The following is a 17698-nucleotide window of genomic DNA, read 5'->3' as shown; positions in this document are numbered from 1 at the left end:
GCGCCGATGCAGAACGAACCCTCGACGCAAACCGGAGTCAATGCCTGCACAGGCTATGCTGAATTCGCAACAAACTTCCTCTACAACAGCCCCGGGGCGTGGGTCGCCGCAAGACGGTGAGACGCGTTAATATTTGTAATTATTTTGTCCATAGGGATTGGTAACTTGGCTGGATACCCCCATCCTGTCGCGCACAATCCTAGAGGTGATTGATGCGCGCCAACTCGTCTGAACCACAAGACACCGTCACAGCGACACAGCCGATTGCAGCCGCCCGTTTGCGCTGGCTGGATCTGTTGAGCAAGTACCGTCAATCCGTTGGACTGGCCGTCACCCTGTTGTTGTTCGCCATTGCCTTGATCGCCTGTCGTCATCTGTTGATCGAACTCGACCTGGATGCGCTGCACGATTCGATTCTCAGCGTGCCCAAACCGGCCCTGGGGGGGGCCATCGCGGCAACCGCCATCGGCTTTATCATCCTGTTGGGCTATGAGTGGTCCGCCAGCCGTTATGCCGACGTCCATCTGCCGGCCAAGACCCTGGCCCTGGGTGGTTTTACCGCTTTCGCCATCGGCAACGCCATCGGCCTGTCGCTGCTGTCCGGCGGCTCGGTGCGCTATCGCCTCTATGCCCGCAACGGCCTGGGGGCCGCGGAAGTCGCGCGCATGACACTGTTCGCCAGCCTGTCGCTGGGTTGCGCCCTGCCACCGCTCGCGGCCCTGGCCACCCTGAGCAACCTGCCGGCCGCCGCCGAAGCCTTGCACCTGCCCGCCTACCTGCTGGGCGCGATTGCCGTGGCGATCCTCGCCCTGTTCGCCTTGCTGGCCGTCGGCATCTATCGTCGTCGCCTGCCGGAACAACCCATCCCGAACAACCTGCTGGTCAAGGTCGGTCGCCGTACCCTGCGCCTGCCCAGCGCGCGCCTGACCCTGCTGCAACTGGTCATCACCGCCCTGGATGTGGCCGCCGCCGCCACCGTGCTGTACCTGCTGCTGCCGGAAGCACCGCCGTTCGGCGCCTTCCTGCTGGTGTACCTGCTGGCCCTGGCCGCCGGCGTGCTCAGCCACGTACCCGGTGGCGTCGGGGTGTTCGAGGCGATCCTGCTGGCCGCCTTCGCCAATGAACTGGGCGCGGCCCCGCTGGCCGCCGCCCTGCTGCTGTACCGCCTGATCTATGTGCTGCTGCCGCTGCTGCTGGCTTGCCTGACACTGCTGAGCACCGAGGCCCAGCGCCTGATCGCCTCACGCCAGAGCATGCGCGTGGCGTCCGGCCTGGCCGCGCCGATCCTCGCGGTGCTGGTGTTCCTTTCCGGCGTGGCCCTGCTGTTCTCCGGCGCCACCCCGGAAATCGATACCCGTCTGGAAGGTATCGACTTCCTCGTGCCGGATCGCCTGATCGACGCCTCGCACTTCGGTGCCAGCCTCGTGGGCGTGTTGTGCCTGCTGTTGGCCCAGGGCCTGCGTCGACGCCTCTCGGCGGCCTGGATGCTGACCATGATCCTGCTGCTGGTCGGCGCCCTGCTCTCGCTGCTCAAGGGCTTCGACTGGGAAGAAGCCAGCATGCTCACGGCCACGGCCTGCCTGCTGGGGATTTTCCGGCGCTCCTTCTACCGCCCGAGCCGCCTGACCGAGTTGCCGTTCTCGCCGCTGTACCTGGTGGCCAGCCTGTGCGTGCTGGGGGCATCGGTGTGGTTGCTGCTGTTCGCCTACCAGGACGTGCCTTACAGCCATGAACTCTGGTGGCAGTTCGCACTGGACGGCGATGCCCCACGCGGACTGCGTTCGCTGCTGGGCGCTGCGGTGCTGCTGGTGGTGGTTTCCCTGACCTGGCTGCTGCGTACTGAGCGCCCGGTTATCCACCAGCCCAATGCCGAGGAACTGCAACGCGCCCACAAGATCCTGATGGCCTCCGACCAGCCCGATGGCGGCCTGGCCCTGACCGGCGACAAGGCCTTCCTGTTCCATCCGAGCGATACCGCGTTCCTCATGTATGCCCGTCGCGGTCGCAGCCTGGTGGCGCTGTATGATCCGATCGGCCCGGCACGCCAGCGCGCCGAGCTGATCTGGCAGTTCCGCGACCTCTGCGATACCCATCATGCGCGCCCGGTGTTCTATCAGGTCCGTGCCGAGAACCTGCCGTACTACATGGACATCGGCCTGACCGCCATCAAGCTCGGCGAAGAAGCCCGGGTCGACCTGCAGCGCTTTGACCTTGAATCCAAGGGCAAGGAGATGAAGGACCTGCGCTACACCTGGAACCGTGGCAGCCGAGACGGCCTGTCCCTGGAGATCTACGAGCCGGGGCAAGCGCCCCTGGACGAGCTCAAGGTGATTTCCGATGCCTGGCTGACCGGCAAGAACGTCCGCGAGAAAGGCTTCTCCCTGGGGCGCTTCAGCCCGGACTACATCAACCATTTCCGCGTGGCGATCATTCATTTCGAAGGTCGCCCGGTGGCGTTCGCCAACCTGCTCGAGACCCACAGCCATGAACTGGCCAGCCTCGACCTGATGCGCTCGCACCCCGACGCACCGAAGCTGACCATGGAGTTCCTGATGGTCGGCCTGATCCAGCATTATAAAAATCATGGATATGCACGCTTCAGCCTCGGCATGGTGCCGCTTTCCGGCCTGCAACCCCGGCGCGGCGCTCCCCTGACCCAGCGTCTGGGCTCGATGGTGTTTCAGCGCGGTGAGCAGCTCTACAACTTCCAGGGCCTGCGCCGCTTCAAAGACAAGTTCCAGCCTGACTGGGAACCTCGTTACATGGCCGTGCCAGCCGGACTCGATCCGCTGGTTGCCCTGGCCGATACTGCCGCCCTGATCGCGGGCGGCTTGACTGGATTGGTGAAACGCTGATGATTCGACGCTCCTGGCGGGTTTTACTGGTAATAGTGTTAGTCCTGGCCGCGCTCGCGGGCGCCGGCTACTGGTTCTGGAACCGCCCTGCGCCGGAACCCGCTCTCGAACATCTGAGCCAGGCCGATGGCTCGACCCTGACCCGCCTGATCCCCGGCACCAGGCCCAAGGCCCAGGTCATTGTCGCCACCCTCGCCGAAGACGCCCTGAGCGACAAACAGCTGTCGGCCCTGAGCCGTGGTGGCGCGGCGCAGATCGTCCAGGTGATCCTGCCCAAGGATGATTGCAAGCTGCAGCAGCAGGCCCTGGACAACGCCCGGCAACAATTGGCCGGCCCGGCGACCCTGGTCAGCGGTATCGGCCCCGGCGCGTCCCTGGCCTGGAACTGGCTGGCCACGCAGACCGACGACAAGGCCCAGGCCATCTCGGTCGGCTTTGCCCTCGAACAACCGGGCTGCACCACGCCGGTGCCCAAGTCGGCGGCCCACGGCCACTGGCTGGTGGCCTGGAACGATGGCCCGGACGATCCGAGCGCGGCCTTCGTGCGCGACCAGGCCAACGCCGAGACCAGCATCAGCGACTACGATATCCACCTGCCCCAGGTGCTGAACAACGAACTGCGCAAGATGCTCGTGGGCAACGAGAACGGCGGCCTGGCGATCCCCGTGGTCGAAGTCCCGGCCGGCCAGACCACCGACACCGTGACCCTGTTCCTCTCCGGCGACGGCGGCTGGCGCGACCTGGACCGCGATGCCGCCGGCGAAATGGCCAAGATGGGCTATCCGGTCGTCGGCATCGACACGCTGCGCTACTACTGGCAGCACAAGAGCCCGGAACAGACCGCCGTCGACCTGACCGAACTGATGCAGCACTACCGTCAGAAGTGGGGCATCAAGCGCTTTATCCTGATCGGCTACAGCTTCGGCGCCGATGTGCTGCCGGCGATCTACAACAAGCTGCCGGAAGCCGAGCAGCAGCGTGTCGACGCGATCATCCTGCTGGCCTTTGCCCGCAGTGGCAGTTTCGAGATCCATGTCGATGGCTGGCTGGGCAAGGCCGGCATGGAGCTGGATACCGGCCCCGACATGGCCCGGTTGCCACCCGCCAAGGTCCTGTGCATCTATGGCAAGGAAGAAGTCGACGAGAGCGGTTGCACCACCAAGACCGCCGTCGGCGAGGCCCTGGAGCTGCCCGGCGGCCACCACTTCGACGAGAACTACCCGGCGCTGGCCAAGCGCCTGATCGACGCGATCAACAAGCGCCAGACCAAGACCGAATAAGTCGAGGCGACAGCGACAAAAAAGCCCCCGCTGCCACAAGGCAACGGGGGCTTTTTTTGGGTCGGTGGATTACATCTCGACCTGGGTACCCAACTCGATCACCCGGTTCACCGGCAGCTTGAAGAACCGCAGGTTGCCGTTGGCGTTCTTGAGCATGAAGGCGAACAGCGACTCGCGCCAGCGCGCCATGCCGACGATCTTCGACGCGATCACGGTCTCACGGCTGAGGAAGTAGGTGGTACGCATCGGGCTGAAATCCAGCTCGTCGAGGTGGCACAGCTTCAGCGCCTCGGGCACGTCCGGCTCGTCGGTGAAACCGAAGTGCAGGATCACCCGGAAGAAACCCTCGCCATAGGAATCGACCTCGAACCGCCGCTGGGTCGGCACCCGCGGAATGTCCTCGTAGACCACCGTCAGCAGCACCACTTGCTCATGCAGCACCTGGTTGTGCAGCAGGTTGTGCAACAGGGCGTGGGGCACCGCATCCGCACGGGCAGTGAGGAACACCGCCGTGCCTTGCACGCGGTGCGGCGGCTGCACGCGGATACTGCCGATAAAGATCGGCAGCGGCAGGCCGCCTTCGTCCAGGCGATCCACCAGCAGTTCCTTGCCGCGTTTCCAGGTGGTCATGAGGATGAACAGGACAATCCCCGCCAGTACCGGGAAAGCACCGCCCTGGACGATCTTCGGCACGTTGGCGGCGAAGAACAGCCCGTCCACCAGCAGGAAACCGACCAGGATCGGCACGGTGAGAATCGGCGACCACTTCCACAGCAGCAACATCACCGCCGACACCAGGATGCTGGTGATCAGCATGGTCCCGGTCACCGCCACGCCATAGGCCGAGGCCAGGGCATTGGACGACTCGAAGCCGAGCACCAGCAGGATCACCCCGACCATCAGGGTCCAGTTCACCGCCCCGATATAGATCTGCCCCTGTTCGGCACTGGAGGTGTGCTGGATATACATGCGCGGGATGTAGCCGAGCTGGATCGCCTGGCGGGTCAGGGAGAAGGCCCCGGAAATCACCGCCTGCGAAGCGATCACGGTCGCCAGGGTCGACAGCCCCACCAGCGGGACCAGCGCCCAGGACGGCGCCAGCAGATAGAACGGGTTGCGTGCCGCTTCCGGGTTCTCCAGCAACAGCGCCCCCTGGCCGAAGTAGTTCAGCACCAGCGCCGGCAGCACCAGCGCGAACCAGGCACGGGCGATCGGCTTGCGACCGAAGTGGCCCATGTCGGCATACAGCGCCTCGGCACCGGTCAATGCCAGCACCACCGCACCGAGAATCGCCACGCCCATGCCGGGGTGGACGATAAAGAACCGCACGCCCCACATCGGGTTCAGGGCGCTGAGCACTTCCGGATGCTGGAGAATGCCGTGCACACCCAGGATCCCGAGCACCAGGAACCAGGCGACCATCACCGGTCCGAACAACTTGCCGATGCTTGCCGTACCGTGCTTCTGGATCAGGAACAACCCGACCAGCACCACCAGCGACAGCGGCACCACCCAGCGTTCCAGGCCGTCAAAGGCCAGTTCCAGCCCCTCCACCGCCGACAATACCGAGATCGCCGGGGTGATCATGCTGTCGCCATAGAACAGCGCCGCACCGATCAACCCGAGGATCACCAGCACCGCCCGCAACCGCGGATACGGCGATGCCGCCCGCCGCGCCAGGGCGGTCAGGGCCATGATCCCGCCCTCGCCCTGGTTGTCCGCCCGCAGGATGAACAACACGTACTTGATCGAAACCACCCAGATCAACGACCAGAAAATCAGTGCGAGGATCCCGAAGACGCCATCGTGGTTGACCTGAACCCCATACCCACCGGAGAACACCTCTTTGAGGGTGTACAACGGACTGGTGCCGATATCGCCGTACACCACCCCCACCGCTGCAACCAGCATACTCAGCGGCTTTGCCGTCGAGTGCCCGGCTTGCGCCTGACTCACTGCCTGACCCATCAATTACTCCCCTACTACAACTTGGACCGGGCTTCTTCTAAGAAGCGCTACTCTTTTTAGATGCAGCTTTTAAGTACAGCTTTTTTGGTGCAGCGTTTATCAGTACAGCTGCTTCAGCGCAGCATGCGCTGATTTTCTTACAGTTGCCGACGATTAATCTTTTGCCGGCAATTTGAAACAAAAAATGACACCTGGGCGCAACGCGGCGAAGCATAGCGCAGCACTCGTCGCATTTCCCTCCATAAAGCTGGTCAAGTGCGTCGCCCATCGCTAGAATTGCGCACTTTTTGATCAGAGGCGCATCAAGCGCCCGTCCGTCGTCAGCGGTTTCAAGCAAACCGCCAAACGCAGCGATCCCCATACCGAGGTTAGACATGTCCACCCCTACCGCGCCGGCCAACCCCAAGGTCGGATTTGTAAGTCTTGGATGCCCGAAGGCCCTGGTCGACTCCGAGCGCATCCTCACGCAACTGCGCATGGAAGGCTATGACGTCGTCTCCACTTACCAGGACGCCGACGTCGTGGTGGTCAACACCTGCGGTTTCATCGACAGCGCCAAGGCCGAATCCCTGGAAGTGATCGGTGAAGCGATCAAGGAAAACGGCAAGGTCATCGTCACCGGTTGCATGGGTGTGGAAGAAGGCAATATCCGCAACGTGCATCCGAGCGTGCTGTCCGTGACCGGACCGCAGCAGTACGAGCAGGTGGTCAACGCGGTGCACGAAGTGGTGCCACCCCGCCAGGACCACAACCCGCTGATCGACCTGGTGCCGCCACAAGGCATCAAGCTGACCCCGCGTCACTACGCCTACCTGAAGATTTCCGAAGGCTGCAACCACAGCTGCAGCTTCTGCATCATCCCGTCGATGCGCGGCAAGCTGGTCAGCCGTCCGGTCGGCGACGTGCTCGACGAAGCCCAGCGCCTGGTCAAGTCCGGCGTCAAGGAGCTGCTGGTGATCTCCCAGGACACCAGCGCCTACGGCGTGGACGTCAAGTACCGCACCGGCTTCTGGAACGGTGCCCCGGTCAAGACCCGCATGACCGAACTCTGCGCAGCCCTCGCCACCCTGGGCGTATGGGTCCGCCTGCACTACGTCTACCCGTACCCGCACGTCGACGAACTGATCCCGCTGATGGCCGACGGCAAGATCCTGCCGTACCTGGACATCCCGTTCCAGCACGCCAGTCCGAAAGTCCTCAAGGCGATGAAACGCCCGGCCTTCGAAGACAAGACCCTGGCGCGGATCAAGAACTGGCGGGAAATCTGCCCCGAGCTGATCATCCGCTCGACCTTTATCGTCGGCTTCCCGGGCGAAACCGAAGAAGACTTCCAGTACCTGCTCGACTGGCTGACCGAAGCCCAGCTCGACCGCGTCGGCTGCTTCCAGTACTCGCCGGTCGAAGGTGCACCGGCCAATGACCTGGACCTGGAAGTGGTACCGGACGACGTCAAGCAGGACCGTTGGGAGCGCTTCATGGCGCACCAGCAGGCCATCAGCTCGGCGCGCCTGCAACTGCGCATCGGCAAGGAAATCGAAGTGCTGATCGACGAAGTCGACGAGAACGGCGCCGTCGGCCGCTGCTTCTTCGATGCCCCGGAAATCGATGGCAACGTCTTCATCGACGGTGCCGGCGATCTCAAGCCGGGCGACAAGGTCTGGTGCCGGGTCACCGATGCCGACGAGTACGATCTCTGGGCAGAAACCCTGTAAGCCGTAAAAAAATCGAAAAGCCCTGCTCTTTCCACGAGATGCGGGGCTTTTTTACGGCTATTGTTTGCCTCAATAACAAGGCCTGCGCCACACAAGGAACGGCGACATGCACCAGCACCCGGTCATCCATACCCCCAAACCCGGCGACTATCCCGAGCTGACCGCTGTCTGGGAAGCCTCCGTGCGCGCCACCCACGACTTCCTGCCCGACAGCTACATCGAACTGCTGAAGAACCTGGTGCTGACCCGCTACCTCGATGCCGTCATGCTGATCTGCACCCGCGACGCCCGACAGAGGATTACCGGTTTTGCCGGCGTGGCGGCGGGCAAGGTCGAGATGCTGTTCATCGCCCCGCAGAACCGCGGCCAGGGCCTGGGCAAGCAGTTGCTGTGGTATGCGATCGAGCACCTGAATGCCAGCGAGCTGGACGTCAACGAACAGAACCCGCAGGCCATCGGCTTCTATTTCAAACAGGGCTTCGAGGTGATCGGCCGCTCGGAACAGGACGGCATGGGGCAGCCTTATCCGCTGCTGCACCTGCGTCTGAAACGCTGAACCTTGTGGGAGCGGGCTTGCCCGCGAAGCTCTTGGCGACCTCAAGGATGCCATCGCCAGCAAGCCAGCTCCTCTAGGGAGTTGCCCCTAACCGCGTGCTGCGACAAATGTTGCCGGGCTTAACCGGCGCCAGGCGGGTACAATGACTGCCCTCCTTTGCTACGGCCGCTGTCATGTCTGAACCCATTCGCCTTTCCAAACGCCTTATCGAGCTGGTCGGTTGCTCCCGTCGGGAGGCCGAGCTGTTTATCGAAGGCGGCTGGGTCACGGTCGACGGTGAAGTCATCGACGAGCCGCAGTTCAAGGTCGACACCCAGAAGGTCGAGCTGGACCCCGAAGCCAAGGCCACCGCGCCGGAGCCGGTGACCCTGTTGCTGAACCAGCCGGCCGGCATGAGCGCGGACAACGCCCTGCAATTGCTCGACGCCGCCAACCTGTCCGAGGAACACCGCTACGGCAAGCGCCCGCTCAAGGGGCATTTCCTGCGCCTGACCGCGGCCGCCGACCTGCAGGCCAACGCCAGCGGCCTGCTGGTGTTCACCCAGGACTGGAAGATCCTGCGCAAGCTGACCGCCGACGCCGCCAAGATCGAGCAGGAGTATGTGGTCGAGGTCGCCGGCGACATGGTCGCCCACGGCCTCAACCGGCTGAACCACGGTCTGACCTACAAGGGCAAGGAACTGCCGGCGGTCAAGGCCAGCTGGCAGAACGAGAACCGCCTGCGCTTCGCCCTGAAAAATCCGCAGCCGGGCGTGATCGCCCTGTTCTGCCAGGCCGTTGGCCTCAAGGTCGTGTCCATCCGCCGCATCCGTATCGGCGGCGTCTCCATCGGCAAGGTGCCGGTGGGCCAGTGGCGTTACCTGTCGGCCAAGGAAAAGTTCTAACCCCAATATTCCAACGCCGCGCCAGATGCGCGGCGCTTATCACCCAGGACTGCCCACATGATTCATAACGATGTACTGCGCAGCGTGCGCTACATGCTCGATATCAGCGATGCCAAGGTCGTCGAGATCATCAAGCTGACCGGCTTCGAAGTCGCCAAGGCGGATGTCGTCACCTACCTGAAAAAGGACGAGGAAGAAGGTTTTGTGCACTGCCCCGACGAGGTCATGGCGCACTTCCTCGACGGCCTGGTGATCTTCAAGCGGGGCAAGGACGACAGCCGTCCGCCACTGCCGGTGGAACTGCCGGTGACCAACAACATCATCCTGAAGAAACTGCGGGTCGCCTTCGAACTGAAGGAAGACGATATGCACGCCATCCTCAAGGCCGCCGAGTTCCCGGTGTCCAAGCCGGAGCTGAGCGCCCTGTTCCGCAAGTTCGGCCACACCAACTACCGCCCCTGCGGCGACCAGTTGCTGCGCAACTTCCTCAAGGGCCTGACCCTGCGCGTACGCGGCTGATCCCGCGGCCTGCGGCGGCCACACGGCCCCGCAGGCATGACGACTCATTCCCCCACGCAATAGTGGCTCCACTTTTGGCACCTGACGACTAGGGTATGGCGACTCTATTCGCGTTCAGGACTCGCCATGCACCCTTACTTCTCCCTGCAAGGCCGCACCGCCCTGGTGACCGGCGGAACCCGTGGCATCGGCAAGATGATCGCCAGGGCCTATGTCGAGGCCGGCGCCACGGTCTACGTCTGTGCCCGCGATGCCGAGGCCTGCCAGCAGACCGCCGATGAACTCGGGGCGCTGGGACACTGCCACGCCCTGGCCGCCAACCTCGCGACCGAAGAGGGCGTGCTGGAGCTGGCCACGCGCCTGGGCGGTCTGATCGACCGGCTGGATATCCTGGTCAACAATGCCGGCACCACCTGGGGCGCGTCGCTGGAGAGCTATCCGGTGAAGGGTTGGGAAAAAGTGATGCAACTGAACGTGACGTCGGTATTCAACTGCATCCAGCAATTCCTGCCCTTGCTGCGCAAGGCCGGCTCGGCGCGGAACCCGGCACGCATCATCAATATCGGTTCGGTGGCGGGGATTTCCTCGTTCGGCGAACAGGCCTATGCCTACGGGCCGAGCAAGGCCGCCCTGCACCAGTTGTCGCGAATCCTGGCACGCGAACTGGTGGGCCAGCACATCAATGTCAATGTGATCGCACCGGGACGCTTTCCGAGCAAGATGACCCAGCATATCGGCAACGACGAACAGGCGCTGGCCGAGGACACCGCGCTGATCCCGATGAAGCGCTGGGGCCGCGAGGAAGAAATGGCGGCACTGGCCATCAGCCTGGCGAGCACCGCTGGTGCCTACATGACCGGGAACATCATCCCGCTGGATGGTGGTTTCAGCCTGTAGATGCCTTGGTCAGCAGCCCCATGCAGCGCCTGTGCCGCCCTCTTCGCGGGCAAGCCCGCTCCCACAGGGGCAGGGCCTTGGACACTTGTGGGCAAGCCAGCACCCGCAGGGGCAGGAGCTCGGGCCCTTGTGGGCAAGCCCGCTCCCACAGCGGCAGGGCCTCGGACACTTGTGGGAGCGGGCTTGCCCGCGAAGGGGCCATCAGGTCAGGCCCTCAGTTCCCGATCAGATCCCGGCCCGCAGCACATCCTCGGGCAACGCGTCGCCGCGCTCGACACTGGCGGCGACGCGCTCGATCAGCACGTCCAGGCGATAGCCCTGGGCCTTCAGCCAGGCTTCGTCGTAATAGGTGGTGGCATAACGTTCGCCACCATCACAGAGGATCGCCACGATCGAGCCGCTCTCCCCCGCCTCGACCATCTGCCGCGCCGCCATCAGCGCGCCGATCAGGTTGGTCCCGCTGGAGCCGCCGACCCGCCGTCCCAGGCGTCGTGCCAGGTAATGCATGGCTGCCAGGGACAAGGCATCCGGCACCTTGACCATGGCATCGATAACCTTGGGCAGGAACGACGCCTCGACCCGTGGCCGGCCGATCCCCTCGATACGTGAACCGCATTCCAGGCGCAGGCTGGCGTCGCCGGTCTGATAATACTCGAAGAACACCGAACGCTCGGCATCGGCGCACAACACGCGGGTGCAATGCTGGCGGTAGCGCACATAACGTCCCAGGGTAGCGGTGGTGCCGCCGGTGCCCGGACTGGAAATCAGCCAGCTCGGCTCCGGGTGCCGCTCGAAACGCAACTGCTGGAAAATCGACTCGGCGATATTGTTGTTCGCCCGCCAGTCGGTGGCCCGCTCGGCATAGGTGAACTGGTCCATGAAATGCCCGCCGCTTTCCCGGGCCAGGCGCTCGGACTCGGCATAGATCTGCGTCGGGTCCTGCACCAGATGGCTCTGGCCGCCGTAGAAGGCGATCTGCGCGATCTTCTCCTGGGAGGTGGTCGCCGGCATCACGGCAATGAACGGCAGCCCCAGCAAGCGTGCGAAATAGGCTTCGGAAATCGCCGTCGAACCGCTGGACGCCTCGATTACCGGCGCTCCCGGTTTCAACCAGCCATTACACAGGGCATAGAGAAACAGCGAGCGTGCCAGGCGATGCTTGAGGCTGCCCGTGGGGTGGCTGGACTCGTCCTTGAAGTACAACTCGATGCCCGGCAGGCCCGGCAGCGGCAAGGGAATCAGGTGGGTGTCGGCACTGCGCTGGAAGTCAGCCTCGATGATCCGGATCGCTTCCCGGGCCCACTGTCGATTGTCGCTCATGATCGGTTACTCGTTGGAACGGGCACGCTCGAAGGCGCTGACGAACTGTTGCGCCACTGGCTCTTGGCCAAACCGCTGAAGGAAAAAGGCGGACAGCTCCGCCAGGACTCAACAGCAACTATAGGAAGTTTCCTACAGCCCGCACAGATACAGTGAAGACGCATTTGGACATACAACTGCTAGGCTCCCTTCCATTGGTACCTCTATTTTCCGCTTATAACAAAAAAGAATATAACTTTTGTTTTAACAACCAACAGTACGGGTTAGGGTGTCCCACCTTTTGACTTTATCAATGGAGAGCGACCTTGCCTCTGCGTAGCACTTTCACGCGTTTCTTTCAGTTGGAAGCTGCCAGCGGTCTGTTATTGATTGCCGCTGCAGCCCTGGCCCTGATCATCAACAACTCACCGCTGTCGTACCTGTACAACGGCCTGCTGGACGTTCCGGTGGTGGCCCAGGTCGGCGCCTTGAAAATCGCCAAGCCGCTGCTGCTGTGGATCAATGACGGCCTCATGGCGATGTTCTTCCTGCTGATCGGCCTGGAGGTCAAGCGCGAGGTCCTCGAAGGCCATCTGTCCAAGCCTTCGCAGATTGTCCTGCCGGGTGCCGCGGCGATCGGCGGCATGGTCGTGCCGGCGCTGATCTACTGGTTCCTGAACAAGGACAACCCGGCGGCCCTGGGTGGCTGGGCGATCCCCATGGCCACCGATATCGCCTTCGCCCTCGGCGTGCTGGCCCTGCTGGGCAAGCGCGTGCCCGTATCGCTGAAACTGTTCCTGATGACCCTGGCGATCATCGACGACCTCGGCGCGATCATCGTCATCGCGGTGTTCTACTCCAGTGAACTGTCGACCCTGTCGCTGATGCTGGCCGGCGCCTGCCTGGTGGCCCTGATCGCGATGAATCGCCTCGGCGTGGTCAAGCTCGGCCCCTACATGATCATCGGTCTGATCCTCTGGATCTGCGTACTCAAGAGTGGCGTGCACGCGACGCTGGCCGGCGTGACCCTGGCCTTCTGCATCCCCCTGCGCACGAAGAACTCCGAGACGTCGCCACTGCTCAGCCTGGAACATGCGCTGCATCCCTGGGTGGCCTTCGGCATCCTGCCGCTGTTTGCCTTTGCCAACGCCGGTGTGTCGCTGACGGGGGTCAATCTCGACAGCTTCACCCATCACGTACCGCTGGGCATTGCCGCCGGCCTGCTGATCGGCAAGACCGTCGGCGTGTTCGGCCTGACCTGGCTGGCGGTCAAGGCCGGCATGGCCGCACTGCCCAACGGTGCCAACTGGGGCCAGGTGCTCGGTGTGGCGATCCTCTGCGGTATCGGCTTCACCATGAGCCTGTTCGTCGGCTCCCTGGCCTTTGTTCCGGGCAGCAGCGAATACGTCGGCATGGACCGCATGGGCATCCTCACCGGCTCGATCCTTGCCGCGCTGATCGGTTATGCCGTGACGGCCATGGCCAGTCGCCAACCCCAGTGATCGCATAGAGACGGACACGGGGCTTCACTGACGGCATTCCCACGCAGAGCGTGGGAATGATCGAGCAGTAATCCCCTGAAACAAAAAACCCCGGCCAGTTCCCTGGCCGGGGTTTTGCTTTACAGACTGATCGTCGGATCAGTGGGAAACGCGGCTGGTGCCACCCACGGTGGAAATACGTACGCGCTCGCCAACCCGGAAGATTTCGTTCGGCGCCACTTCCTGCACATAGGCACGCAGGCTGCCGTCATCTTCACGCACGGTGATTTCCACGCCCTGGGTCTTGGTCAGGCCTTTCTCGGCCATGTTACCCAGGACACCACCGGCTACCGCACCGATTACCGCGGTGACGATACTGCCGCGGCCGCCGCCGATGGCGCTGCCGCCGACACCACCAACGATCGCACCGGCGCCGGCACCGATTGGCGAGTTGCTGCCTTCGATCTGTACCGGACGCAGGGATTCGATGGTACCCAGGCGGATGGTCTGCACACGACGGGCTTCATCGCGGGAGTAGCTGTCGCCGGTCAGGCTGTTGGTGCAGCCACCGAGCAGCATGGCCATTGTGGAGAAGGAAGCAATCAACAAAACAGACTTACGCATAAGGGCAACTCCAAAAGGACATGACTCAATTAAACTCCGCGGCTTGATCTCTGTCACGGCAGCCGGCGGATAAAATGGTTTTCATTCAGCACCGGTACAGCCGGCGCACAACAAGACTGAGGACAGGGTAGCGTTCTTTCAAGTCGCCCGCCCCGCCTGCCACAAGGACTGTCATGGATTACTTCATCATTGTCATCACTACCGCCGCCGGCTTGTATTTCCACGGCTGGCTGTACATGAGAATCAGACGCTGGATGGACCGCGACCTCGCATTGTCGCTAGCGGGAGACAGCGAAGCACTGCAAAAGTTCATGCTGCAGCGTCTCGACGCCGCCCGAAAGCAGAAGGTGAAGCGCCGGGATCTGCAGCGCTGGCTCGAGGCCGCCGCTGCAGAATATCCCGATCAGGGGGCCAGGCGCGAGCGGCTCCAGCCGTCATCGACCAGACGATAGTCGAGGCGGTCATGCAGGCGGCTGGCACGACCTTGCCAGAACTCGATGCGTTCCGGCAGCAGGCGATAACCTCCCCAGTGTTCCGGGCAATCCGGCTGGGTATCGCTGAACCGTGCCTGGGTGGCCTTGAGCAACTCCTCCAGTTCGGTACGGTCGGCAATCACCCGGCTCTGCGGTGAAGCCCAGGCGCCCAGGCGGCTGCCCAGCGGACGGACCTGGAAGTAGGCATCCGATTCCTGTGGCGAGACCTTGACCACCCGCCCCTCGATCCGCACCTGCCGCTCCAGGCTTGGCCAGAAGAAGGTCATGGCGGCGAACGGCCGCGCCGCCAGTTGCCGGCCCTTGTCGCTTTCGTAGTTGGTGAAGAAGGTAAAGCCCTCTGCGTCCAGGCCCTTCAACAGCAGGATACGGCAATGCGGACGACCGTCGGCATCGACGGTCGCCAGGGTCATGGCATTGGCTTCCACCGGCGGCTGCTCGGTCTTCACCGCATCGGCAAACCACTGGTGGAACAGCGCGAACGGCTCGGCCGGGGCCTGGGCCTCGGTGAGACCGTCGCGGGTGTAGTCGCGGCGCATATCGGCCAGGGACTGGGTCATGGTGTTTTCCCTTCTAATCCCGAATCAATCAATCGCGAATCAGTTCTTGGCCGCGCTGTCAGCCGCCGGATCTTTCTTCGCCACTGCCTTGGCCGGTGCGGCTTTCTTGACCGGGGCTTTCTTCGCCGGGGCCTTGGCCGCTGCCTTCTTGGCCGGAGCCTTGGCCTTGGTGGTGGTGGCCGCTTTCTTCGCGACCGGTGCCGGAGCCACTGCCGGCTTGGTGTCCTGTGCCGCCACCAGGGTCGCCGGTGCCAGCGCCGAAGGCGGAATGCTGTACTTGCTCAGCAACGCCACCATGGTGTTCTGCGGGGTCAGGAGGATTTCCATCCGGCGGTTCAGGGCACGACCTTCACTGCTGTCATTGGCCGCGCGCGGCATCACCGAGCCCATGCCACGCAGGATCAGGCGATCGCGCTGCAGGCCGCTGAGGCGGAAAATCGCCGCGACCGACTGGGCGCGTTGCTGGCTCAGGGCCTGGGCTGAGTCGGCACCGGTGCTGTTGTCGCCGTGACCGAGAACCAATACCGCGGTTTTCGGATCGCCTTCAACGGCCTTGGCAATGCGCGAGAAAGGCCCGAGGGTCACGGGCAACAGCATTTCCGGACGCTTCGGATTGTAGGAACCGTCTATCGGGGCAATGATCACCAGGACATTTTCGCGACGCTCCAGCTTCAGCGAAGAATCCTGGATCGCCGTGCGCAGGCGCGGTTCATAGTCGTCGAGCCAGGCCTGAGTGATTTTCGGATCGGGCATCGGCACGGCCTTGACCGGCGGCTGGGCGGTTTCCTTGGCCTTGTCCGAACTGCCGAACGGCCACCACCAGTGGGTCGCCGGGTCGGCCTGGGGAGCCGGGTTGGTCGCGGCGGCTACCGCGGTCGCCAGGGGCACGGGCTTGTCCTGGGGCTTGGCAGCGACGGCATCCTTTGCCGCGTCCTTCTTGTCGGAAGAGCCGAACGGCCACCAGCTGCTGCCGCTGCTCGCTTCAGTTGCCGGGGCGGCAGCGGCTGCCGCTGCGACAGGTGCAGGCGCTGCGGCCTTGGCATCCTTGGCAACCGCAGGGGCGACCGCCTTGGCGTCCTTGGCAGCCGGAGCCGGGGCAGCGGCCGGAGCCGTAGAGGCCTGGGCCGCGTCCTTCTCGGCGACCTTGTCGGACGAACCGAACGACCACCAATGGCCTCCATCTGCATTCTGTGGAGTTTGTGCGCAACCGGTAACGGTCAGGCAGATGGCCAGGGCGAGGGACTTATTCGAAGACATTGGAAATCCACAAAATGAGATAGAGAAACAAGGGCACTTAGGAATACAAGGGCACCAAGGCCACGTAAACAGACGCTTTGAAAGCAAAAAAGCCACAGGGTTCCGGCCTGCGGCCTGATGCCGACATTCTACAGACAGCCGGCAAGAATCCGTACAAGCTTCTGAGCCCGTGGGTCCATGAGAACGTACGGTCCAAGGGTATTTGTCACGAAACCGAAGGCGACATCATGCTCTGGATCAGCAAAGCCGATCGAGCCTCCCGCGCCAGGATGCCCGAAGGCCCTGGAGCCCAGGCCGAACGTGGCATTGGCGACGTCCGGTTGATCGAGCATGCACCCCAGGCCGAAACGGGTCTGGGTCAGCAGGGTCTTGTCCATGCCCAGGCTGTGTTCACGGGTCAACTCGTCGAGCATTTCACCTTCCAGCAGGCTGCCATCCAGCAACCCGCTGTAGAAACCCGCCAGACTGCGTGCATTGCCATGGCCGTTGGCCGCCGGCTGTTGCATGCGCCGCCACTCCGGCTTGTTGGTACTGGTCATGATAGACGGCGGGTTGGTGAACGCACGGGTGGTCATCGCCGTGGGCTCGCGCATGGTCACCTGCAGCAGGCGCTGGGCCGCCGCGTCGCCGACATTGCCCTTGCCGCGGGCAATGTGCGCCACCCGATGGAACTCCGCGTCCGGCAGGCCGACATGAAAATCCAGCCCCAGCGGCCGGGCGATACGCGCGGCAATGGATTCACCCGGGCCACGACCGTCGGCACGGCGCAACAGCTCGCCGACCAGCCAACCGTAGGTGATCGCGGCGTAGCCATGACCGTCACCGGGCGTCCACCAGGGCGCTTCGGCGGCCAGGGCATCGACCATCACCTGCCAGTCATAGAGGGCTTCGGGGGCCAGCAGCTCGCGCAATGCCGGCAACCCGGCCTGATGGCAGAGCAAATGGCGCAACGTGATGGTTTCCTTGCCGGCCGCCGCGAACTCGGGCCAGTAGCGGGCCACCGGAGCGTCCAGTTGCAACTTGCCCTCCGCCACCAGTTGCAGCGCGGCGACGGCGGTAAAGGTCTTGGTGCAGGAGAACAGGTTGGCGATGGTGTCGCTGTGCCAGGCCTCAGCACCGTCCTTGTCGGCGGTACCGGCCCAGAGATCGACCACGGTTTCCCCGCCGACCTGGATGCACAACGCCGCACCGCGCTCCTGGGGATCGTCGAAGAGCGCCGCGAACGCCTCGCGCACCGCCTCGAATTGAAGCTCGTAATGACCCTGAATCTGCACCCTTGAATTCCCCCGGGCTAACGCCTGACAAAGTGGGGTGC

At 63.5% G+C, this 17698-nt stretch carries 16 protein-coding genes; 9 read left to right on the top strand and 7 right to left on the bottom strand.

Translation table 11 applies throughout. The features are described from left to right. Positions 1–212 precede the first annotated feature (212 nt). Complete coding sequence (gene mprF / locus HX881_RS11195) at positions 213–2855, top strand: bifunctional lysylphosphatidylglycerol flippase/synthetase MprF (RefSeq protein ID WP_177084427.1); 2643 nt, start codon at positions 213–215, stop codon at positions 2853–2855. Further along, positions 2855–4135, top strand: a complete 1281-nt coding sequence (locus tag HX881_RS11190; protein ID WP_177084425.1) for a virulence factor family protein — start codon at positions 2855–2857, stop codon at positions 4133–4135. Before mprF ends, HX881_RS11190 begins: the two co-directional genes overlap by 1 nt. Positions 4136–4204: 69 nt before the next feature. On the opposite strand, the gene HX881_RS11185 is transcribed toward HX881_RS11190, so the two are convergent. Together HX881_RS11185 and HX881_RS32755 are read right to left on the bottom strand one after the other, a co-directional pair. Next, complete coding sequence (locus tag HX881_RS11185; RefSeq protein WP_017126258.1) at positions 4205–6046, bottom strand: potassium transporter Kup; 1842 nt, start codon at positions 6044–6046, stop codon at positions 4205–4207. Between the two features lie 94 nt (positions 6047–6140). Beyond that, complete coding sequence (locus HX881_RS32755; protein ID WP_246356485.1) at positions 6141–6479, bottom strand: hypothetical protein; 339 nt, start codon at positions 6477–6479, stop codon at positions 6141–6143. Between HX881_RS32755 and rimO the strand changes: the two genes are divergently transcribed. From rimO to HX881_RS11155, 5 genes are all read left to right on the top strand, one after another. Beyond that, positions 6478–7815, top strand: coding sequence for a 30S ribosomal protein S12 methylthiotransferase RimO (rimO, locus tag HX881_RS11175; RefSeq protein WP_017126259.1), 1338 nt, complete (start codon positions 6478–6480; stop codon positions 7813–7815). The two genes, HX881_RS32755 and rimO, sit on opposite strands and share 2 nt — an antisense overlap. 106 nt (positions 7816–7921) lie before the next feature. Next, positions 7922–8371 carry a GNAT family N-acetyltransferase gene (locus tag HX881_RS11170; protein ID WP_017126260.1) on the top strand — a complete coding sequence of 150 codons (450 nt, stop codon included), beginning with the start codon at positions 7922–7924 and terminating at the stop codon, positions 8369–8371. Positions 8372–8544: 173 nt separating this feature from the next. Beyond that, positions 8545–9255 carry an rRNA pseudouridine synthase gene (locus tag HX881_RS11165; RefSeq protein WP_177084423.1) on the top strand — a complete coding sequence of 237 codons (711 nt, stop codon included), beginning with the start codon at positions 8545–8547 and terminating at the stop codon, positions 9253–9255. Positions 9256–9312: 57 nt separating this feature from the next. Further along, a complete protein-coding gene (locus HX881_RS11160) occupies positions 9313–9774 on the top strand; it encodes a YehS family protein (protein WP_017126262.1) in 462 nt (153 codons plus the stop codon). Between the two features lie 126 nt (positions 9775–9900). Continuing rightward, positions 9901–10671: an SDR family oxidoreductase gene (locus HX881_RS11155; RefSeq protein ID WP_177084421.1), complete on the top strand. Its 771-nt coding sequence runs from the start codon at positions 9901–9903 to the stop codon at positions 10669–10671. Positions 10672–10896: 225 nt separating this feature from the next. Here HX881_RS11155 and HX881_RS11150 read toward each other — a convergent pair whose 3' ends face one another. Next, a complete protein-coding gene (locus HX881_RS11150; RefSeq protein ID WP_177084590.1) occupies positions 10897–11994 on the bottom strand; it encodes a pyridoxal-phosphate dependent enzyme in 1098 nt (365 codons plus the stop codon). 302 nt (positions 11995–12296) lie between these two features. Here HX881_RS11150 and nhaA point away from each other — a divergent pair, with 302 nt between their 5' ends. Further along, the gene (nhaA, locus tag HX881_RS11145; RefSeq protein ID WP_017126265.1) at positions 12297–13472 is read left to right on the top strand and encodes a Na+/H+ antiporter NhaA; all 1176 of its coding nucleotides are present in this window, start codon (positions 12297–12299) and stop codon (positions 13470–13472) included. A 138-nt stretch (positions 13473–13610) separates the two neighbouring features. Here the strand turns inward: nhaA and HX881_RS11140 are convergent, their stop codons facing one another. Continuing rightward, entirely contained in the window at positions 13611–14075 is a 465-nt protein-coding gene (locus HX881_RS11140) for an outer membrane lipoprotein (RefSeq protein ID WP_042935318.1), read from the bottom strand. A 173-nt stretch (positions 14076–14248) separates the two neighbouring features. Between HX881_RS11140 and HX881_RS11135 the strand changes: the two genes are divergently transcribed. Then, entirely contained in the window at positions 14249–14527 is a 279-nt protein-coding gene (locus HX881_RS11135; RefSeq protein WP_177084418.1) for a hypothetical protein, read from the top strand. Here HX881_RS11135 and pdxH read toward each other — a convergent pair. The 3 genes from pdxH to HX881_RS11120 form a co-directional block, all read right to left on the bottom strand. After that, the gene (gene pdxH / locus HX881_RS11130) at positions 14479–15126 is read right to left on the bottom strand and encodes a pyridoxamine 5'-phosphate oxidase (protein WP_017126268.1); all 648 of its coding nucleotides are present in this window, start codon (positions 15124–15126) and stop codon (positions 14479–14481) included. The genes HX881_RS11135 and pdxH overlap by 49 nt on opposite strands. Before the next feature lie 39 nt (positions 15127–15165). After that, the gene (locus HX881_RS11125; protein ID WP_017126269.1) at positions 15166–16383 is read right to left on the bottom strand and encodes an OmpA family protein; all 1218 of its coding nucleotides are present in this window, start codon (positions 16381–16383) and stop codon (positions 15166–15168) included. Between the two features lie 128 nt (positions 16384–16511). Continuing rightward, positions 16512–17657, bottom strand: a complete 1146-nt coding sequence (locus HX881_RS11120) for a serine hydrolase (protein WP_177084416.1) — start codon at positions 17655–17657, stop codon at positions 16512–16514. Between the last annotated feature and the right edge of the window lie 41 nt (positions 17658–17698).

This window comes from Pseudomonas gingeri (assembly GCF_013386115.1).
Taxonomy (GTDB): domain Bacteria; phylum Pseudomonadota; class Gammaproteobacteria; order Pseudomonadales; family Pseudomonadaceae; genus Aquipseudomonas; species Aquipseudomonas gingeri.
This window is presented reverse-complemented; position numbering and strand designations above follow the sequence as displayed.